General features: G+C 44.0%; 13 protein-coding genes. 9 read left to right on the top strand and 4 right to left on the bottom strand.

What is annotated here, in order from left to right; translation table 11 throughout:
• The first annotated feature begins 43 nt into the window (after nt 1-43).
• From AOC03_RS01955 to AOC03_RS01935, 5 genes are all read left to right on the top strand, one after another.
• Nucleotides 44-1,642, top strand: a complete 1,599-nt coding sequence (locus AOC03_RS01955; protein WP_062533359.1) for a flavin monoamine oxidase family protein — start codon at nt 44-46, stop codon at nt 1,640-1,642.
• A gap of 35 nt (nt 1,643-1,677) precedes the next feature.
• Entirely contained in the window at nt 1,678-2,331 is a 654-nt protein-coding gene (locus AOC03_RS01950; RefSeq protein ID WP_062533358.1) for a c-type cytochrome, read from the top strand.
• A gap of 290 nt (nt 2,332-2,621) precedes the next feature.
• Nucleotides 2,622-3,956: a cytochrome c gene (locus AOC03_RS01945; RefSeq protein ID WP_062533357.1), complete on the top strand. Its 1,335-nt coding sequence runs from the start codon at nt 2,622-2,624 to the stop codon at nt 3,954-3,956.
• 104 nt (nt 3,957-4,060) lie between these two features.
• Entirely contained in the window at nt 4,061-5,662 is a 1,602-nt protein-coding gene (locus tag AOC03_RS01940; protein ID WP_062536374.1) for a flavin monoamine oxidase family protein, read from the top strand.
• A 49-nt stretch (nt 5,663-5,711) separates the two neighbouring features.
• The gene (locus AOC03_RS01935; RefSeq protein ID WP_062533356.1) at nt 5,712-6,362 is read left to right on the top strand and encodes a c-type cytochrome; all 651 of its coding nucleotides are present in this window, start codon (nt 5,712-5,714) and stop codon (nt 6,360-6,362) included.
• A 115-nt stretch (nt 6,363-6,477) separates the two neighbouring features.
• Here AOC03_RS01935 and AOC03_RS01930 read toward each other — a convergent pair whose 3' ends face one another.
• The 4 genes from AOC03_RS01930 to tolQ all read right to left on the bottom strand — a co-directional run bounded on the left by AOC03_RS01930 (nt 6,478) and on the right by tolQ (nt 10,319).
• The gene (locus AOC03_RS01930) at nt 6,478-7,776 is read right to left on the bottom strand and encodes a PD40 domain-containing protein (protein ID WP_062533355.1); all 1,299 of its coding nucleotides are present in this window, start codon (nt 7,774-7,776) and stop codon (nt 6,478-6,480) included.
• Between the two features lie 218 nt (nt 7,777-7,994).
• On the bottom strand, nt 7,995-9,017 hold the full coding sequence (locus AOC03_RS01925) for a cell envelope integrity protein TolA (RefSeq protein WP_062533354.1): 1,023 nt from the start codon (nt 9,015-9,017) through the stop codon (nt 7,995-7,997).
• Between the two features lie 115 nt (nt 9,018-9,132).
• On the bottom strand, nt 9,133-9,591 hold the full coding sequence (gene tolR, locus AOC03_RS01920; protein WP_062533353.1) for a protein TolR: 459 nt from the start codon (nt 9,589-9,591) through the stop codon (nt 9,133-9,135).
• Nucleotides 9,588-10,319, bottom strand: a complete 732-nt coding sequence (gene tolQ / locus AOC03_RS01915; RefSeq protein WP_062533352.1) for a protein TolQ — start codon at nt 10,317-10,319, stop codon at nt 9,588-9,590. The genes tolR and tolQ overlap by 4 nt, the downstream gene beginning before the upstream one ends.
• Nucleotides 10,320-10,824: 505 nt before the next feature.
• Here tolQ and AOC03_RS01910 point away from each other — a divergent pair.
• The 4 genes from AOC03_RS01910 to xdhA all read left to right on the top strand — a co-directional run bounded on the left by AOC03_RS01910 (nt 10,825) and on the right by xdhA (nt 18,529).
• Entirely contained in the window at nt 10,825-12,120 is a 1,296-nt protein-coding gene (locus tag AOC03_RS01910) for an NCS2 family permease (protein ID WP_062533351.1), read from the top strand.
• A 565-nt stretch (nt 12,121-12,685) separates the two neighbouring features.
• The gene (putA, locus tag AOC03_RS01905) at nt 12,686-15,925 is read left to right on the top strand and encodes a bifunctional proline dehydrogenase/L-glutamate gamma-semialdehyde dehydrogenase PutA (RefSeq protein ID WP_062533350.1); all 3,240 of its coding nucleotides are present in this window, start codon (nt 12,686-12,688) and stop codon (nt 15,923-15,925) included.
• 11 nt (nt 15,926-15,936) lie between these two features.
• Entirely contained in the window at nt 15,937-16,626 is a 690-nt protein-coding gene (locus AOC03_RS01900; RefSeq protein WP_062533349.1) for an aldehyde dehydrogenase family protein, read from the top strand.
• A gap of 268 nt (nt 16,627-16,894) precedes the next feature.
• Nucleotides 16,895-18,529, top strand: coding sequence for a xanthine dehydrogenase small subunit (gene xdhA, locus AOC03_RS01895; protein WP_062533348.1), 1,635 nt, complete (start codon nt 16,895-16,897; stop codon nt 18,527-18,529).
• Nucleotides 18,530-18,596 lie beyond the last annotated feature (67 nt).

Genomic DNA, 18,596 nt, shown 5'->3' with positions numbered 1-18,596 from the left:
CTATGATTTGAGATCTGATAGCCATATCTAAAAGGATAGTACGATGACAGACATTCTTAAGTCCCCGACACGCCGGCAACTACTCAGTATGATTGGTAAGACCGCAGGGGCGACCGCCATGTATCAGGCAATGACCACGTTAGGGTTTGCCTCAGAGTCTAGCTTTAAAGCAGGAATGGAATTAAAAGGTGCCCCACCGGGCGCCAGCATTATCATTTTAGGCGCAGGTCTTGCTGGATTAACGGCTGCCTACGAGCTACGTAAAGCGGGTTATAGCGTCAAAGTATTAGAGTATCAAAACCGTGGTGGTGGACGCAGCTGGACGGTTAATGCAGGCGATAGCTACACTGAGCTTGGCGGTGAAGTGGTTACTTGTGATTTTGAAAAAGGTAACTATCTCAATGGTGGACCTTGGCGACTGCCCAGCCATCATTATGGCGTCATGCATTATTGTAAGAAGTTTGGCGTGGCAATGGAGCCATTTATTCAAGAAAACTCGCGCGCTTATTTGCACCGTGTCAATCATTTTAATGGTGTGCCGCAGCGCTTAGGCGATGTACAGGCAGACGTTAAAGGTTATGTCTCAGAGCTGTTATCAAAGGCTGTGAATGTCGGCGGTCTAGACCGTTCTGTTAATACTGAAGATAAAGAAATGCTGCTTGAAGGGTTAAAAGGCTGGGGTGTATTGAATAAGGACTACCGCTATGAGCGTAGTCACGATACAGGCACCTATCGAGGTTTTGATATCTATCCTGGTGGTGGCTTGATGCCGGACGCTAGACCTTCAAAACCTATTCCGCTAAATGCCTTATTGCAATCAGGAATGTGGTCTGATTTATCCAATTTTACGGTTCATAACCATAACCCGACAATGTTTCAGCCTGTTGGCGGTATGGGTAAAATTGGTGATGCCTTTACTCGTGAATGCCAAGAAATGATTACCCTAAATGCTAAAGTCACCCGTATCAATCAAGATGATAATGGCGTTAGCGTGCATTATGTTGATACCAATGGCGGAGGTAATGTGGCAAAAATAGCCCGTGCTGACTGGTGTATCTGCACTATTCCACTAACGGTATTAACCCAGCTTGATATTAACGTCTCAAAACCGATGAAACAGGCGATGGCAGCCGTACCTTATGATACCTCTTTTAAAGTTGCTCTCGAGTTCAAGCGCCGTTTTTGGGAACAGGATGAGTGGATTTATGGTGGCGTCACTTATACAGATATGCCGATTACGCAAATCTCTTATCCATCAGACAATATGTTTAGTGATGGTCCGGCCGCACTATTAGGTGGTTATGGCTTTGGCCCAACCTCTTATAAGTTCACTGCACTAACGCCTAAGCAACGTATCGCTGCGGCACTGGCTTATGGTAAACATATTCATCCACAATATCCGAAAGAATTTAAGGCGGGTACGTCGGTTGTTTGGCATCGTATTCCGTGGACGTTAGGCTGTTATGGTATTTGGAGTGAGTCCAGTCGCGCGCAATATTATGATACGCTTTGTAGCATTGATAATCGTATCGTGTTGGCGGGTGAGCACTGCTCGCATATTCCTGCTTGGCAAGAAGGCGCAATTTTATCTGGATTGGATACTGCCAATCGGCTACACAAAAGAGCGAAATCAGCGGTATAGCCATCTGTCATAGATTAAGAAATAAAGAGGCGACTATGAATTATTCTAAATACCCAATCTTGACCATCATAGCCAGTATGAGCCTTGGTATGGCGGTACTGTCTGGCTGCTCATCAACAGATAAAAACGCGCCTACCATTGCCGAACCTGCGGACACGGCAGCGAACACGAAAAACGCTGATATTGTCGATGGTTATAATGTGCAATCCAGTCGTAATGATGGAGCGTGGGGCGGGGTTTATATGAGCCGTGAAGAGCTGGCTGAGCCACGCGGCAATCTTCTCAATGTCAGTGCTTTACCAACGATAGCTAACGATCCTGAACTAAAAGAGTGGCATACCATGTTTGGTGATGAGGATTCTTTTAACACCAATGATGGTAAAAGGCTGTACCATGAGTCTTGTGCTGCCTGCCACATGCATAAAGGCGAAGGCGCGATAGGCGCGGGTTATTATCCGCCTCTTGCTAACAATAGCAAGATGGAATCCAAGTACTATATTATTGATATTTTAATTAACGGCTTTCGTGGTATGCCGTCGTTCCATATGATGATGGATGATGAGCAAATGGCGGCAGTTACTCAGTATATTCGTACCGATTTAAATGGTTATAAAGATGCGGTAACGGCTGCTGATGTAGCGCAACTTCGTCATGCTATGCCACCGGGTGGTGACCCTTCTGACGATTAATATTATTATTACTGACAGTATTTAATTACTAAAGATTAAGTCGTCAATCAGCCTTGGCGGTTATAGCTATAATGCAATAACAAGCGTCTATTATTAGGCGCTTTTTTATTGGGTATTCGTTAGTCAAAATAAGTGATGATGGTGCCCTCTTAACTTTTGTAAAGAAATGCGCCTAATGAATAATTTCGCGAGCAATCGTCGGGAAATTGTACTATTTTAAGAGATGTCTTTAATAGAGATAATTTCGTGCTATTTATAAGCTATCCGTTTCGCAGCCCTGTGAGGATATTATGAAGCCAATACCTATAATATTATCAGCATTTGCCCTGAGCATGGCTTCCAGCGCGGTGATGGCTGATGTCACAAGCCCGCCTCATGCGACGATTTTGCTGAATGTCAGTCCTGCTAACAGTGATTTAACCAATCGCGGTGCGTATATTGCGCGTGCTGCTGACTGTATGGCGTGTCATCGTGAGGACTATAGCGGCGGCGTCGCCATTGAAACGCCCATTGGTAATATTTATTCAACCAATATCACGCCCTCTACGCGTTATGGTATCGGCAATTATACGGAATCTGATTTTAAAAAAGCGTTGAAAAAAGGTCGTGCGCCCACTCATCAGCTTTATCCTGCTATGCCGTATCCGTCTTATCATGACATAAATGATGGCGATATCAGTGCCTTATTTGCTTATTTTCAAACCGTACCGCCAGTAGAGATGGCTCCTGATAAAACCACTCATTTACCGTTTCCATTAAATATTCGCACGCTGATGTTGGCGTGGAATGTGATTAATGTGCCCTCCACCGAAAATCGCTCAGGTCTCGCCCAAATGCAGCAACGCGGTGAGTATCTGGTTAATAATTTAGAGCATTGCGGCACTTGTCATACGCCGCGTAATCTGACTCAGGGTTTAGATAAAGACAAGTATCTATCCGGTGCGCCACTGGGTAAATGGTATGCACCAAACATTACCCCAGATAATGACAGTGGCATTGGACGATGGAGTGAGCAAGATATTGTCACTTATCTGCGTACCGGAATGCTACATCAGCGCGCTTATGCCGGTGGACCAATGGCTGAAGCTGTCGCCCACAGTACCCGCTATCTAAGCGATGAAGACTTAAGCGCAATGGCTTCTTATCTAAAAGTAGTTCCTATCATAAAAACTGACGATAACGTGAGTCCGATAGATACGGCTCGGCTGCCCCGTCCGGTGAGCAGCTCTATTACTTATAATTTAATCGAACAAAAAGACCATCTTGCCCAAGCAAAAACCAGTATTAATGGCGAAACTAATAATAATGCTAGCAACTCACCGAAAGCGCTTTATTTAGCTAATTGTGGCAGCTGTCACGGTGTGGATGGCTATGCGCAGCCAGATGCGCGCTATGCGTCTATTGTAGGGCTGAGTAGCATTCGCCGTGAGAAACCTGATGCGCTCATCAACGTCATTGCTTATGGTGCGAAAGGAGCGTTAAATACCGCGCCCAAAATGCCAGGTTTTGAGAAAGAATTAACTCATGCACAGATTGCCAGTATCAGTAATTATGTGCGAGTAACTTTTGGTGGTCTACCAAGTAGTGACGTTAGTGCTGCTGATGTTAAACGCATACTTAAGTAAGTTTGAAAAATTACCTTAGCTATAAAAAAGCCACTATCGGCTGTCATGGACGAATGCTTTATCACAAGGATTATAAAATGAACGATATGCGCGATATGCAGAATATGAAAGATAGGTTTCAATCGCCTACTCGGCGGCAGCTGCTCTCCATGATTGGTAAGACCGCAGGGGCGACAGCAATGTATCAGGCGATGACCACATTAGGATTTGCCTCAGAGTCTAGTTTTAAAAAGGACATGAATCTAACGGGAGCACCTGCTGGCGCTAGTATTGTTATTCTTGGCGCGGGATTGGGCGGGCTTACTGCTGCTTATGAGCTGCGGAAAGCAGGATATAAAGTCACCGTTCTTGAATATCAAAATCGCGGTGGCGGACGCAGTTGGACGCTAAATAGTGGCGATAAATATACCGAGCTTGGTGGCGGGCAAGTGACCTGCGACTTTAAAAAGGGCAATTATTTTAACGGTGGACCATGGCGCTTGCCGGTTCATCATTATGCGGTATTTCATTATTGTAAAAAATTTGGGGTGGAACTACAGCCCTTTATTCAAACCAATGACCGCGCTTATTTGCATCGTACCACGCATTTTAATGGCGCACCGCAGCGTTTGGGTGAAGTGCAAAGCGATATCCGTGGCTATGTGTCAGAATTATTATCCAAAGCGGTCAATACTGGCAGCCTTGATAAGACGGTCAATAAAGAAGACAAAGAAAAGCTGTTAGAAGGTTTAAAGGGTTGGGGTGTCCTTGATAATAATTATCGCTATGTTAAGAGCCATGATACCAGTAAGCATCGCGGCTATAGTGTTTATCCGGGCGGCGGGCTAATGCCTGACTCTAAACCTTCGACCCCAATACCGATGCATAAATTGTTAGATTCAGGTATGTGGTCAGACATTTATAGCAACTATACAATCTATGACCATCAACCTGCGATGTTCCAACCGGTTGGCGGTATGGGTAAAATCGGTGACGCATTCACTCGCGAGTGCCGCGATATGATTCAGTTTAATGCCAAAGTGACTAAGATTAATCAAGATGAGAAAGGCGTAACTGTCGACTATGTCAATAGTAATAACCTTGATGGCGCAACTAAAACTGTGCGCGCGGATTGGTGTATCTGCAATATCCCATTGTCCGTATTGACCCAAATTGACATTAATGTATCAGCGCCAATGAAACAAGCAATGGCAGCAGTGCACTATGATAGTTCTTATAAAGTAGGCTTGGAGTTCAATCGCCGTTTTTGGGAAGAAGATGAGTGGATTTATGGCGGTATCAGTTACACCGATATGCCCATTACGCAAATTTCCTATCCCTCACACGATATGTTTACCACTGGCTCTGGAGTGCTACTTGGCGCCTATGGATTTGGCGAAGCGTCCTATAAATTTAATACGTTAAGTCCAAAAGAGCGTATTAATGCCGCCTTAGAATATGGCAAATATATTCATCCGCAATATACCAAAGAATTTCGCTCCGGCACCTCGGTTGCATGGCATCGTATTCCATGGTCGCTCGGTTGCTATGGTTTGTGGAGTGAATCAAGCCGCACTCAATATTACGATACGCTGTGTAGTATTGACCACCGTATCGTACTGGCAGGTGAGCATTGCTCGCACATTCCCGCTTGGCAAGAAGGGGCGATTTTATCCGGTATGGATGCAGCAAGTCGCCTACATCAAAAAGCAAAAAAGCTAGGCTAGTAGGCAAAGTTATTAAGGTGGGTTAATTATAATAAATTCAGAGGTAATCATGGACATGATAAAACCAAACCTGCTTGTTATGGCTATGATATTGACTATCGGAGCTACCGTTACGCTATCTGGCTGTAGCCGCTATAACAAAGACCAAACCGCGCATACCGCCACCCTTGCCAATTTGCAAGCTGCACAAAACGTATTTGACAATCAAGCCAGCCGCAATAATGGTGCGTGGGGCGCAGTCTACATGACGAAAGAAGAGCTGAGAGCGCCGAAAGCCAATATCGTTAATGTCAGCTTGATACCAAAGATGGCAGAGGACGTTAAGCTGCAAAAGTGGCTTACAAAATTTGAAGGTAGTAACGAAGGTAAAAAGGGTTTTATTACTACCAATGGAAAAAAACTGTATGATGATTCCTGTGCAGGATGTCATATGTCAAAAGGCGAGGGTGCAGTAGGTGCAGGCTATTATCCGCCGCTCAAAGACAACAGTAAGATGGAATCTAAGTATTATATTATTAGCGTTTTAATCAATGGTCTTCGTGGCATGCCCTCCTTTCACAGTATGATGGATGATGAGCAAATAGCCGCAGTCACTCAATATGTGTATAGTGATTTGAATCATTTTACCGATACCGTCACGGCGGCAAATGTCGCACAGCTACGCCATGATTTTCCACCCGGTTCTGACCCGAGTGAATAGGTAATAATGAAATAAATGTAAAGTTAATGTATAACTTAAATAGAAAATCTGGTTATAAAAAACGCCTAATATTAGGCGTTTTTTTTGGTTTTAAATGGTGCTTTAAACTAAAATTTTATTTAGGATTTGAAGACCAGACTGGCGAGCGGATGATACCTTGACCTGATTTACCAAAGGATTGTCCACCGTTTAAAGATTTGATGGTTAATACGCCTTTGCCACCTTGCGTTGACGCATAGACCACACGTTTGCCATTAGGTGAAAAACTTGGCGCTTCATCAATGCCAGTATTGCCAAGATTTGCGGTTACCGCGCCATTGCTATTCATAATCGCGGCTGAGCGTCCACTTAAAAAAGCAATTTGTTTACCATCGCTACTAAACTGCGGACTGGTGGCATAGCCACTACCAGATACTTTGGTGATACGATTTGAACCAAATTCATAACGATAAATTTGTGGCTTATTAAATCCAGCTCTGTCTGATACGAATACAAAGGATTTACCATCTGGGGCGTAGCTTGGCTGCACTTCACTGCTTGGCCAATTGGTTAAGCGTCTTGGCGTGCCACCGCTAGCACTGGTTTCATAAATATGAGAGCTGCCTTCAAAGCTACTAGAGAATAGTATTTTGCTACCATCAGGAGAAAAAGACGGGCTTAAGTTACTGCCTTTAAATGGTGTAATCACATTCGCCGCGCCACCGCTGACATTTTGCACATAAATGAGCGGATAAGACTTATCACGCTGCAATGCATAGGCGATGCGTGACGCATCTGGTGACCATGAAGGCGAGAAGATTGAGCCTTTTACTTCAGTAATGGTTCTGGCATTTTCACCATCGGCATCCATCACTTTTAAGTACGATACTTTATCTTTGCCGCGTCCGCTTTCCTCAATATAAGCAATACGCCCTGAAAAATCACCTGCGGTACCAGTGATAAGCTCATACACTTTATCCGCGATGACGTGACCAGCATAACGCATACTTGAGGTGTCTTTATCGGAGGATAAGCTTTGCTTGCCTTCAATCACGCGACCAGTTTTCACATCGATTACTTCATAATCAGTGACAATTTTGCTGCGTTCAGTGCGCGTGCTACCGACCACTAAATAAGGAATGCCAAGCTGTTGCCAAACGGGTAATGTTCCTGCCAGCTCGCTACTACTACGTGGCTGTTGTGGCAGGTTTTTATTGGTGACAGTCAGCTCAGTTCTACTCAAGTCGTTTAGAATAATGGGCGACAGCACAGAATCACCAGCAAAGGGCACAAAAGCTACTTGGGTTTGCTGGACTGGGATTTCATAATCCAATTCTAATACTACTGGCGCTGCAAAGACACTAGGGGCAATCAGCACCGTGGTTGTGCTGGCAAGTAAAGCAATCAATAGTTTCTTGTGAGTACGTGTGACCAAGTCAGGCTCCTAAAATCGAGTAATAATTATTTTTTATACACTATAACTTAGGTCTTACGGTAAGTTAAAATGGCAAAAGGCGCAAGCAACTTAAGGTAAAGTCGGCATTTACTGAGCGGATTAATGATAAGCGTAGGGTATAACCAACCTGATTAGTAATTTGATTGGTAGTTTGATGAATAATGTGCAATAGCCAATTGATATCTAATTAAAAAATATTAATTACTTCCGTTAAATTGAATAGTAAAGGTAGGATATTTTGGGTCATCGGTATCAATAGGTAGGTTACGCGCGCTCATGACTGCCTGTTTTGCCGCCTCATTCACTGCACTGTCAGCGCCTGATGCCGAGACGTTCACCACATCGCCATTGCTATTCACCGTAATAGTTAACGTTGCCCGTTGGGTGGAGCCTTTCGCGGCGGTTGGGGGATTATAGTTACGTTTGATTAAATTAATAATCTCACTATTACTGGCACCGCGCTTACCACTGGATGCAGAACGACTGCTACCTTTTGAGGTGCTAGCAGTCGATGACTCTCCCGATAGCGTGGATTGACCGTCGGATAAGCTATAATTTTTGCCACCACCACCAGAACTGCCGGCGCTGATTTCTATATTACGCTGCGAGCTATTAGGTTTTTCAATCTTTGGCGGGTTATTCTTTTTATCACGAAATGCTTCTAGGCGCTCACTTTCTTCATTCAGATCGCTTTTTTTATTTTGCTCAATACGTTCAAGCCGCTCAAGTGTCAACTCATCTTGTTGTGCTGCCCATTCGGCAAAGTCACTTTCATAGGCTTGTGATTGCTCAGTAAGGCGCTGTTGTTGTTCTTGACTCATCAGTATCGGTGCATCGCTAGAACCGTCAGCAGCATTGTCTGATTTTACGAATGTGGGAACTCTTTGGGAGGATGATTGTGAACTATTAGCACCAGCGTTATTTGAGTTGTTCGAATTAAAAGGTTCGCTACTGATAGCACCGCTGACATTGCTATCCATTTGTGAACCATCAGAGGCAGCAGCGCGATTAGCGAGTATTTGCCCTTGCATCTCCGCCAGCTGTTCAGGAGATACCATGGTGGTCTCTAAGCTGCCCGTCGTGTCTATTTCCATATGCTGATAGGTATAAATTAATATCCCAATCACGATACCATGCGCGAGTAAGCTGAGTAGCGTAGGCAGTGTGAGACCGTTGCCTTCAGGCTCGGTAGGAACATAGACGACAGGCGCATTATTCATTGCGTTTATACTCGTGGGCGTGATGCATCAAAGGGTATTCTTAATGATAATGATTAACCAAAATAGGCATTGTTAAAATAAGTTTTAACTAGATAAGTTATTTACAGCAAATCTATTATAACTTAGGCGTGGGTAATGGCGCACCCGTTAATAAGCCTACCTTTTGAATGCCTGCTTGTTGTAAGTTCGCCATTAGACCCATAATCGCGCCATATTGATTGTTTTGGTCAGCATTAATCATCACTTGTAGCGGCTGTAGCCCATCGGCGCTACCTTTGGCTTGTAAGCTTGATAAAATTTTGATGAGCTCTGGCTCACTGGTGGGTACATCAACATTATTCTCATAACTAATAAATATCTCGCCCTTACCCGTTAAAGACACAATGACCGGTAACTGGTTTTGGCTCAAAGTTTTGGTCTGCTCTTTGGGCAAATCGACATCGACACCAGTCGTCATCATAGGCGTAGTCACCATAAAAATAACCAATAGCACTAACATAACGTCGATATAAGGCACGACATTCATATCGGAGTTGAGCGCTATTTTTTTACGGGCATAAGGACTTGGTTTCATAGACCGGTTACCTGACTGGCGCGAGAAACTTGATTGGTTGGTGTCACCACGGTAGGATTATCGGTACTGGTTTCGCGTTGTAGCATACCGGTCATTTCATCACAAAACAGCGCGCGCGAGTCATATAGCCGACCTGATTTAGAAGTGAAATGATTGTAAGCCAGTACGGCAGGAATGGCGGCAAATAATCCCATTGCCGTTGCAATTAACGCTTCAGCAATACCGGGTGCAACAGAGGCAATAGTGGCTTGCTCGGATTGTGATAGACCTAAAAAGGCATTCATAATTCCCCACACCGTACCGAATAGACCGACATAAGGCGCGACTGAGCCGATGCTAGCCAACGTCGCAATGCCAGATTCTAGCTGCTGCTGTTGGCGTCCGAGTCCAACTCTTAACTTTCGCTCTACACCATCAATGATATCGTCTTTTGGCTGACGCTTTTTATGCATTCTCAAATATTCAGAAAATCCCACATAAAAAATTTGCTCAAGCCCTTGGCGATCGGGTGAGCCTTGGATACCTTGATAAAGCTTGGCTAAATCTTCACCTGACCAAAACCACGTTTCAAACTGCTCATCGAAACTTTTTGCCGTACCTAAGCGCGAGCTGAGACGAAAAATAATCACCCAACTGACGAGCGATGCCAATAATAATAGCGCCATCACAATCTGTACCAGCAAACTGGCGTGGGTGACAAGGTCGAGAATATTTAATGATTCAGGCATGTAACGGGCTCACTGACGATGAATAACAACCTGCTTAAACTTATCTATTTAAGCCAGATAAAACCTCAAAAAATGGTAATGACGGTTTATTCTTTGAAGAAAATTAGGAGTAACGATATTAAATATTTATTTAAAATAGGACGTGATAATTACTGCATACTTATATTAACCCGCTAGTGTACTGCTAAATGGTGAAAAGGTCATTTAATAATGTGTTAAATGGCGAGAAAGACTATTTTTTGCGTCCGTTTATTTAACCAAACTATTATCTAGCAGTTGGTTTAAATTGTAGTTTTATGGCAGAAGATACGCGTAACCATTGAATTTGTAAGCTAATTTCTCTAAAATGTTAAACTTTGTTAACGCTGTCTTTGGTGATGACGTCGCAACTTGTTTGCTGATGTCTTTTTTATTTTTAGGCAATGAAAAATTCCTAATAAATAGTCACTAATAAAGAGACACTGACAACCCTGTTTATTTCACTAGCAAGTTAGGCGCGATACTTATGAACGCAATTGAACGCTATTTTGGCATTAACGGTGACAACACCACGGTCAAAACAGAAATTCTCGCCGGTATAACCACGTTTTTGACGATGGCTTATATTATTTTTGTCAACCCTAACGTATTGGCAGAAGCGGGCATGGACAAAGGCGCGGTCTTTGTTGCGACTTGTTTAGCATCTGCGCTCGGCTGTTTTATCATGGGTATTTACGCCCGCCTACCAGTTGCTTTAGCACCCGGTATGGGACTCAACGCTTTCTTTACTTATAGCGTGGTTCTGGGTATGGGCTATGCGTGGCAAACGGCGCTTGGTGCGGTGTTTTTGTCCGGTTGTATTTTTATACTTTTAAGCTTATTTAAGATTCGTGAATGGATTATTAATGCCATTCCACTGTGTCTAAAACAAGGCGTGGTTGCTGGTATCGGCGCGTTTTTAGCATTTATTGCGTTGCAAAGCTCAGGGGTTATCGTTGCACGAGAGGCAACCTTAGTCGCTCTTGGAGATATGCATACGTTTCCACCCATCATGGCGGCTTTAGGTTTTATTGTCATTATCGGTCTGTCTTATAAGAAAATTCCTGGTGCGGTAACCATTGGTATTTTGCTTATTGCCTTGATTAGTTTGTTAACGGGTCATACGCAGTTTGCTGGCATTATGTCTGCGCCGCCGTCTATCATGCCTACGTTTATGCAGCTTGATATTGCTGGCGCGTTTGATGTGGCCATGATTAGTGTCATCTTTGCCTTTCTATTTGTCGATTTATTTGATACCGCAGGTACGTTAGTTGCAACGACGAGTCAGGCGAATCTGATTGACAAAAACGGTAATATTCCCAATATGGGTAAGGCATTACTGGCAGATTCTACCGCGACGGTGACTGGTGCGTTATTAGGGACGTCGTCAACGACCAGTTTTATTGAAAGTGTCGCAGGGGTTGCCGCGGGCGGTCGTACCGGACTGATGGCAGTGACGGTTGGGGTGCTGTTTTTATTAAGTGTGTTCTTTGCGCCATTAGCCGCGATGATTCCCTCTTATGCGACAGCAGGCGCTATTTTCTATGTGGCAGTATTGATGTTAGCCACGTTAAAAGACATCAATTGGCAGGATTTGACCGATGCCGCCCCCGTTGCAGTCGTGTTATTATTCACGCCACTGACATACTCTGTGGCTGACGGTATTGCCCTTGGTTTTATCACCTTTACATCGGTAAAATTAATCGCGGGTAAATACTCTGAAGTGACTGTTCCAGTGTGGGTATTAACCTTTGTTTTATTAGCTAAAATTGTGTTTCTTTAATTATTAAAGGTATCGCTTAATAAGTTTCGTAGTTTAATGTTTTTTTAAATCCTCCTTATCATTGATTGGTAAGGAGGATTTTTTATTAACAAATAACCTCTTTATTCATCATAAATGATAATGGTTGGCTAAATGCAAACAAAAATTTATGAATAAGGCGATAAGCAAGATAAACTTTGTTATGACTTTGTTTTTAAATACTATGTTTATGAGTGTAAACGGACAACTGCGTTAGTTTGAAGGGTTTTTCCGTGCTACCATAATCGAGTTAAGCGCATCACCTCAATCAACGCCGTAGAGGTTTTTCTTGCCATGAATAAGCGGTAAATCAGCGCACAGTTTTTTGCTAAACATGCTTTATTGCTTCTTTAAGAAGGCATCAATAAAGAGTAAACAAGCAAACGTCTCCTGAGCTGATTTTATTCACGACTAACAAGAAGAAGGCGCTAATGCTGCTTAGCTGATCGTTGTTGCCTTTGCATAATTGAATAGCACATTTAACTTTCAGAAGTGTAAATACTATTTTGCTTATGTTAATCCTCTATATGACCATTACGGAGTTGGTATGAACCCCTTAGATCAGTTTACCCCGCAAGAACCGATTTTATTTAATCCAACTGATTTGCTTGCGCCAGATTATATCAAGCAGTCAGCGGCAGAGCTGTATGCGCGTATATCGCCTTTATATAGTGCCGACGAAGACCGCTGGCTGACAGCATTATTGCCACTGGCAAAACCGACTGACGCTGAGCGTGAAGCGGCGGCTGAGCAAACGCGCAAGCTCGTCGAGCACGTGCGTAACGATGGCAAAGCGGTAAAAATGGTCGATTCGTTATTGCTAGAATATAGCTTGGATACCCAAGAGGGTATTTTGCTAATGAGTTTGGCGGAAGCCTTGATTCGTGTGCCAGATAACTATACGGCAGATGCGCTGATTCGCGACAAAATGAGTGTGGCGGATTGGAAAAAGCATTTAAAAGATGATAATGGTCTCATTGTGAATGCCTCGACATGGGGGCTGATGATGACCGGTCGCGTGGTCAGTATTGATAGCAGTACCACTGCGTCAGGATTTTTGGATCGGATGACCAAAAAGATGGGTGAACCAATGATTCGTGCGGCAATGCAAAAAGCCATGCGCATTATGGGGCATCAGTTTGTATTGGGTGAAACCATCGAAGACGCCAATAAAAACAGTAAAAGTTACCGTGATAAAGGTTATACCTATTCATTCGATATGCTTGGTGAAGCGGCAATTACCAATCGCGATGCGGAAAAGTATTTTAATGACTATCTGCATGCGATTAAGGCAACTGCAAGTATCAAAGTGAAAGAAGGTATGCCGAAGCCATCAGTTTCTATCAAGCTGTCTGCGCTGCATCCACGTTACGAAGCTACGCAAGAAGCGCAAGTGATGGGTTTACTGCGTCAACGTTGTCTGCTGTTGATTGAAGCGGCTCGTGAAGTGAATGTGGATTTGAGTATCGATGCTGAAGAAGCGGATCGCCTTGAGATTTCACTAAAATTATTTGAGTCGCTATATCGTGATCCGTTAACCGCCGGTTGGGATGGTTTGGGCTTGGTGGTGCAAGGTTATTCAAAACGTGCAATTGCGATTTTTGCATGGCTGGCGCGTTTGTCTACGGAAGTTGGCGACCGCATTCCATTGCGCTTGGTAAAAGGCGCGTATTGGGATACTGAAATTAAACTGGCGCAACAAAAAGGCTTATCTGGCTATCCAGTATGGACGCGCAAAGAAGGTACAGATACTGCGTATTTAGCGTGTGCACGCTTCTTATTATCGGAGCATTTGCGCGGTCTAATTTGGCCACAGTTTGCCACCCATAACGCGCATACACTAGCAACTGTCATGACCATGAGTACGCATCGAGATTTTGAATTTCAGCGCCTGCATGGTATGGGTGATGCGTTATATGACCATATCTTGCAAGCCTATAATATTCCGGTACGCATTTATGCGCCCGTTGGTGCGCATAAAGATTTGCTGCCGTATTTGGTGCGTCGTTTGCTTGAAAATGGCGCGAACAGCTCCTTTGTCCATCAGCTATTAGACAAGTCTTATCCGATTGATAAGCTGGTCGTGCATCCATATGACAAGCTGCTAGCGAATGATAATTTGCACAATCCGGATATTCCTTTGCCACTGGATATTTACGGCTCGCGTCGCGCAAGCTTTGGCCCTAATATTTTTGTTGAATCACAATGGCACCCGTTTAAAGCGGCGATTGATACGCAGTTAACAAAAACGTGGTCAGCAACGCCCATTATCAATGGACAAGTAGTCAGTGAGTTCACAGTAGAGGGCGTATCTAATACCCTTGATAATCATAAAATACGCGCACCGTGGAACCATGACGTTATCGCAGGTGACGTACGTTATGCCAATGCTAATATTGCAAAGCAAGCGATTGATGCAGCAGTTGCTGGTCAAAAAATATGGCAATTAGTGTCTGCATCGCAACGTGCGACTATTTTGCGCAAGATAGCGGATTTGTATGAAAAAAATTACGCTGAATTAATGGCGTTATGTCAGGTGGAAGCAGGCAAGACGATTCAAGACAGTATTGATGAGATTAAAGAAGCAGTTGATTTCTGCCGCTTTTATGCCGATGAAGCCGAACGTCTTAATGAGGTCGTGCACGAAATTACTGATTTATCAGGCAAGCCATTACGTCAAGTTTATAAGGCGCGCGGCACGTTTGTGTGTATCAGCCCATGGAACTTTCCATTAGCGATTTATACCGGACAAATCGTAGCTGCATTAGCGGCAGGTAATACTGTGGTTGCAAAACCTGCTGAGCAAACCAGCTTGATTGCTCATTTTGGTGCACAGCTTATGTATCAGGCAGGCGTGCCTAGCGAGGCGCTACAGTTTGTGACCGGCGCAGGCGACGTTGGTGGCGCATTAACTACAGCAAATAACATTGCTGGCGTTATTTTTACCGGTTCTACCCAGACCGCGCAGCGTATTAATCAAAGTCTTAATAGTCATGTGCAACTCAGCGGCGAGCTGCCGGTATTTATTGCTGAAACGGGCGGTCAAAATGCCATGATTGTCGATTCAACGGCTTTACCGGAGCAAGTGGTACGCGATGCGGTACTATCCGCTTTTGGTTCAGCAGGTCAGCGTTGTTCAGCATGTCGTGTCCTATGTGTGCAAGAAGAAGTGGCGGATGGCTTAATTGAACTACTGCAAGGCACAATGGCTGAATTGATTGTGGGCAATCCTGCTCAGGTCACTACAGATGTTGGACCAGTTATTGATAAAGATGCTAAAAAAGGTCTAGAAGCTCATATTGAACGCATGATAGCAGAGCCAACTGCAAATATTTTAGCCCAAGCAACGATGAGTGCCAGCTCGTTAGTCAGTCAAGAGCAGTCTACCTTTGTGTTGCCAACCGCCATTGAAGTAAAAAGTATCGATGTCATCGGCGGTGAGCATTTTGGTCCTATATTGCACGTATTACGCTATCAAGCACGCGATTTGGATAAGCTGATTGATGCGATTAATGCAACAGGTTTTGGCTTAACCTTAGGTATTCATAGCCGTATTGAAAATATCGTTGAACATATCGAGCGCCGCGCGCTGGTAGGGAATACTTACATCAATCGTAACCAAATCGGGGCGATAGTCAACGTTCAGCCCTTTGGTGGCTGCGGCTTATCAGGTACCGGTCCAAAAGCTGGCGGTCCCCATTATGTCGCTCGTTTAATGCAGCTCACCACTGAACCATTAGTAAGCGCAGACAGCGTTTCATTCTCTATTCAAGCCGATATCGCATAAGGAGTAGCAACATGGCGACTGAGTTTAAAGAAAATCATGCCCAAATTTGTGAAGCTTGGCGATTATTGACTGCCACTGAACGCGCAAGTTACCTTGAAATCGCGTTGCCTAAATTGGCACTGCTGACAGGTAATGCCAATAAAGCACGGCGGTTATTTGAGCATTTATTAAGCAAAGCACCGATGCTTGATGAAGTGCAGCGTATGATTGGGGCAACGGGTGAGTCTAATGACTTATATGTGACCGCTCGCGGTAAAACCATGGTAATCGGTGGCAACAGTGCCAAAACCATGGCAATACTGGGACAATTGGTTGCTGCATTATTGACCGGCAATGAGGTCATTTTGCATTGCCCAAGCCAAAATGAGATGTGTATGGCTGCGGTAAAGGCGCTCTATGAGGCAGGTATTCATGAAGATTTGATTAGTATTGCCAATGACTCGCAAACCATCACCTTGCTGCATATTGATCGCCTTGCTCAAGTTGCGGTTGCTGGTAGCCGCTCTGAAGTACAAGCCATTAGCCAAACGCTGGCAGGTACGGACGGAATCCTGACGCAGGTGATTGCGGTCACAGATATGGTCGGCTTAGTAGAAATGTTAGCGCCTGATTATCTGTATCGTTTTGTCACCGAACGGGTCAGAACGATTAACACCACGGCTATTGGCGGTAATGCCAGTTTGCTTGAGCTGGGAACTTAGTAAAATTGATAGACTATCAATAGTTGGTATTATTTAAAATAAGGTCAGTGTTCATTTATAAAGGTTTTATTATCTTTAATAGTTGAGCACTGACCATTTTTTTACATAATTTTTTGATTATATTTTTATTCTGTTTTTATCAGCACCAGTAAAAAAGCAGATATTTCAACAATAATCTGGTGTAAGCTGTCTAAATATAATTGATAACTACATAATTGAAGAGCCAAAGATGTTTGGTTTTCTTTTTTCAGATTGATTGAGTATTACTATGATTAAATTTTATCTCAACGGCAAGCGCCATGAGCTTACCCATCTTAATCCTAATACTACCGTGCTTGAGTATTTGCGTCTGCATGTGCGCCAGACAGATACCAAAGAAGGCTGCGGCAGTGGCGATTGTGGTGCTTGTACGGTCATGGCGCAGCGCTTGCCAATGGATGGCGCAACTGTTGCCAATCCAGAGCCGTTTTATACGTTAAATTCTTGTATCACGCTATTGTCGCTGATGGATGGTCACCATGTGATGACGGCGTCTTATTTAGCGGACAATCCAGAAAATCATCCTGAGCGTGCGCGTCTGCATCCCGCCCAGCAAGCTATGGTCGACTGTCATGGCTCACAGTGTGGATTCTGCACCCCCGGTTTCGTGATGTCGTTGGCAAGTGTTTACGAGAATAAGCGTCTGCAAAAAGGTCAAAATGCTGCCAGTGATAAACAAAGTGATAATAATTTGAGTTATGACGATATTGTTGCCTCAATATCAGGAAATCTGTGCCGCTGTACAGGTTATCGCCCGATTATTGAAGCCGGCTTACTGATGGAAGAAATCGGTCAGCAGCAAGATAATGAGCAGGTAGCAAAAGACTTAACCTTCAATTTTGCTATTGATGTGATGTCGAACAGTCAAAGTAAAAATGAGCAGATTGATAATGAGCAATCGCTATCGACAGTGAAAGCCGTTGAACCCGCACTTGTCGACGGGTCGCGTCAGCTGTTTATGCCGCAGTCTATCGACGAGTTAAATCAAGCATTGATTACACATCCAGAGGCAACCATTTGGGCAGGCGGTACGGATTTAGGCTTGAGCATCACGCAGCACTTAGTTGACCATGAGAGTATTGTTCAGCTGTCCGCCGTTGAGGAATTAAAATCTTGGTCATTGGCTGATATCGAAGAAACTGCTAAATCTCAATTCTCCTCTCAAGAGCTAGTTCTCGGCGCTGGCATGAGTTATCACAACATGCTGCCTATCCTTGAGCAGTATTTCCCCGAGTTTGGGGCGTTATTTGAGCGCATTGCTTCCCCGCAAATCCGTAATATGGGTACGATTGGCGGCAATGTGGCGAATGCGTCGCCAATCGGAGATTTGCCGCCGATTTTATTGGCGTTAGAAGCGCGAATTCATATGCGTCATTGTCAGACTACTAGTAATGAACAGTCATTTATTGATGAAATCATACCGTTAGCAGAATTCTTTTTAGATTATAAAAAGACTAAGCTGCGCGCAGGCAGCTATATTGTTGCCCTTCATATTCCATTGATGCAAGACAATCAGCATTTATTTATTCACAAGATTAGTAAGCGTTACGAAGATGATATTTCTGCTTGTCTACTTGCTGCAAAAATTGCCCTTTCAGCAGATGGCACGATTATTAATAATGCAAAATTAGGCTTAGGCGGAATGGCAGCCGTGCCGTTATTAGCATCGAATTGTCAGCAAGCGCTTGTCAACCAATCTATCGACGTTGCAAGTTTTGAACAGGCAGCGCAAGCCTTGCCGCAAGATGTGTCACCGATGACTGATGTGCGCGCCAGCCGTGAATACCGTATGCATGTGATGCAGCGCTTATTGGTTAAATGTGGCAAAAAATTGGTTGAAAAGGTGCAAACGGAGAGTGCCTAACGCTGTGATTTACCTACTATAAAACAGCTATAGCATCGACTGAGTTAAAAAGAATCTCATTGCACCA

This window comes from Psychrobacter urativorans (assembly GCF_001298525.1).
Lineage (GTDB): Bacteria > Pseudomonadota > Gammaproteobacteria > Pseudomonadales > Moraxellaceae > Psychrobacter > Psychrobacter urativorans_A.
The sequence above is the reverse complement of the archived record's forward strand: the minus strand, read 5'-3'. Positions and strand labels throughout refer to the sequence as shown.

Coding starts and splice junctions, on each gene's coding strand:
- AOC03_RS01955 (WP_062533359.1), top strand. CDS start 44: ATGACAGACATTCTTAAGTCCCCGACACGCCGGCAACTACTCAGTATG.
- AOC03_RS01950 (WP_062533358.1), top strand. CDS start 1,678: ATGAATTATTCTAAATACCCAATCTTGACCATCATAGCCAGTATGAGC.
- AOC03_RS01945 (WP_062533357.1), top strand. CDS start 2,622: ATGAAGCCAATACCTATAATATTATCAGCATTTGCCCTGAGCATGGCT.
- AOC03_RS01940 (WP_062536374.1), top strand. CDS start 4,061: ATGAAAGATAGGTTTCAATCGCCTACTCGGCGGCAGCTGCTCTCCATG.
- AOC03_RS01935 (WP_062533356.1), top strand. CDS start 5,712: ATGGACATGATAAAACCAAACCTGCTTGTTATGGCTATGATATTGACT.
- AOC03_RS01925 (WP_062533354.1), bottom strand. CDS start 9,017: ATGAATAATGCGCCTGTCGTCTATGTTCCTACCGAGCCTGAAGGCAAC.
- tolR (WP_062533353.1), bottom strand. CDS start 9,591: ATGAAACCAAGTCCTTATGCCCGTAAAAAAATAGCGCTCAACTCCGAT.
- tolQ (WP_062533352.1), bottom strand. CDS start 10,319: ATGCCTGAATCATTAAATATTCTCGACCTTGTCACCCACGCCAGTTTG.
- AOC03_RS01910 (WP_062533351.1), top strand. CDS start 10,825: ATGAACGCAATTGAACGCTATTTTGGCATTAACGGTGACAACACCACG.
- putA (WP_062533350.1), top strand. CDS start 12,686: ATGAACCCCTTAGATCAGTTTACCCCGCAAGAACCGATTTTATTTAAT.
- AOC03_RS01900 (WP_062533349.1), top strand. CDS start 15,937: ATGGCGACTGAGTTTAAAGAAAATCATGCCCAAATTTGTGAAGCTTGG.
- xdhA (WP_062533348.1), top strand. CDS start 16,895: ATGATTAAATTTTATCTCAACGGCAAGCGCCATGAGCTTACCCATCTT.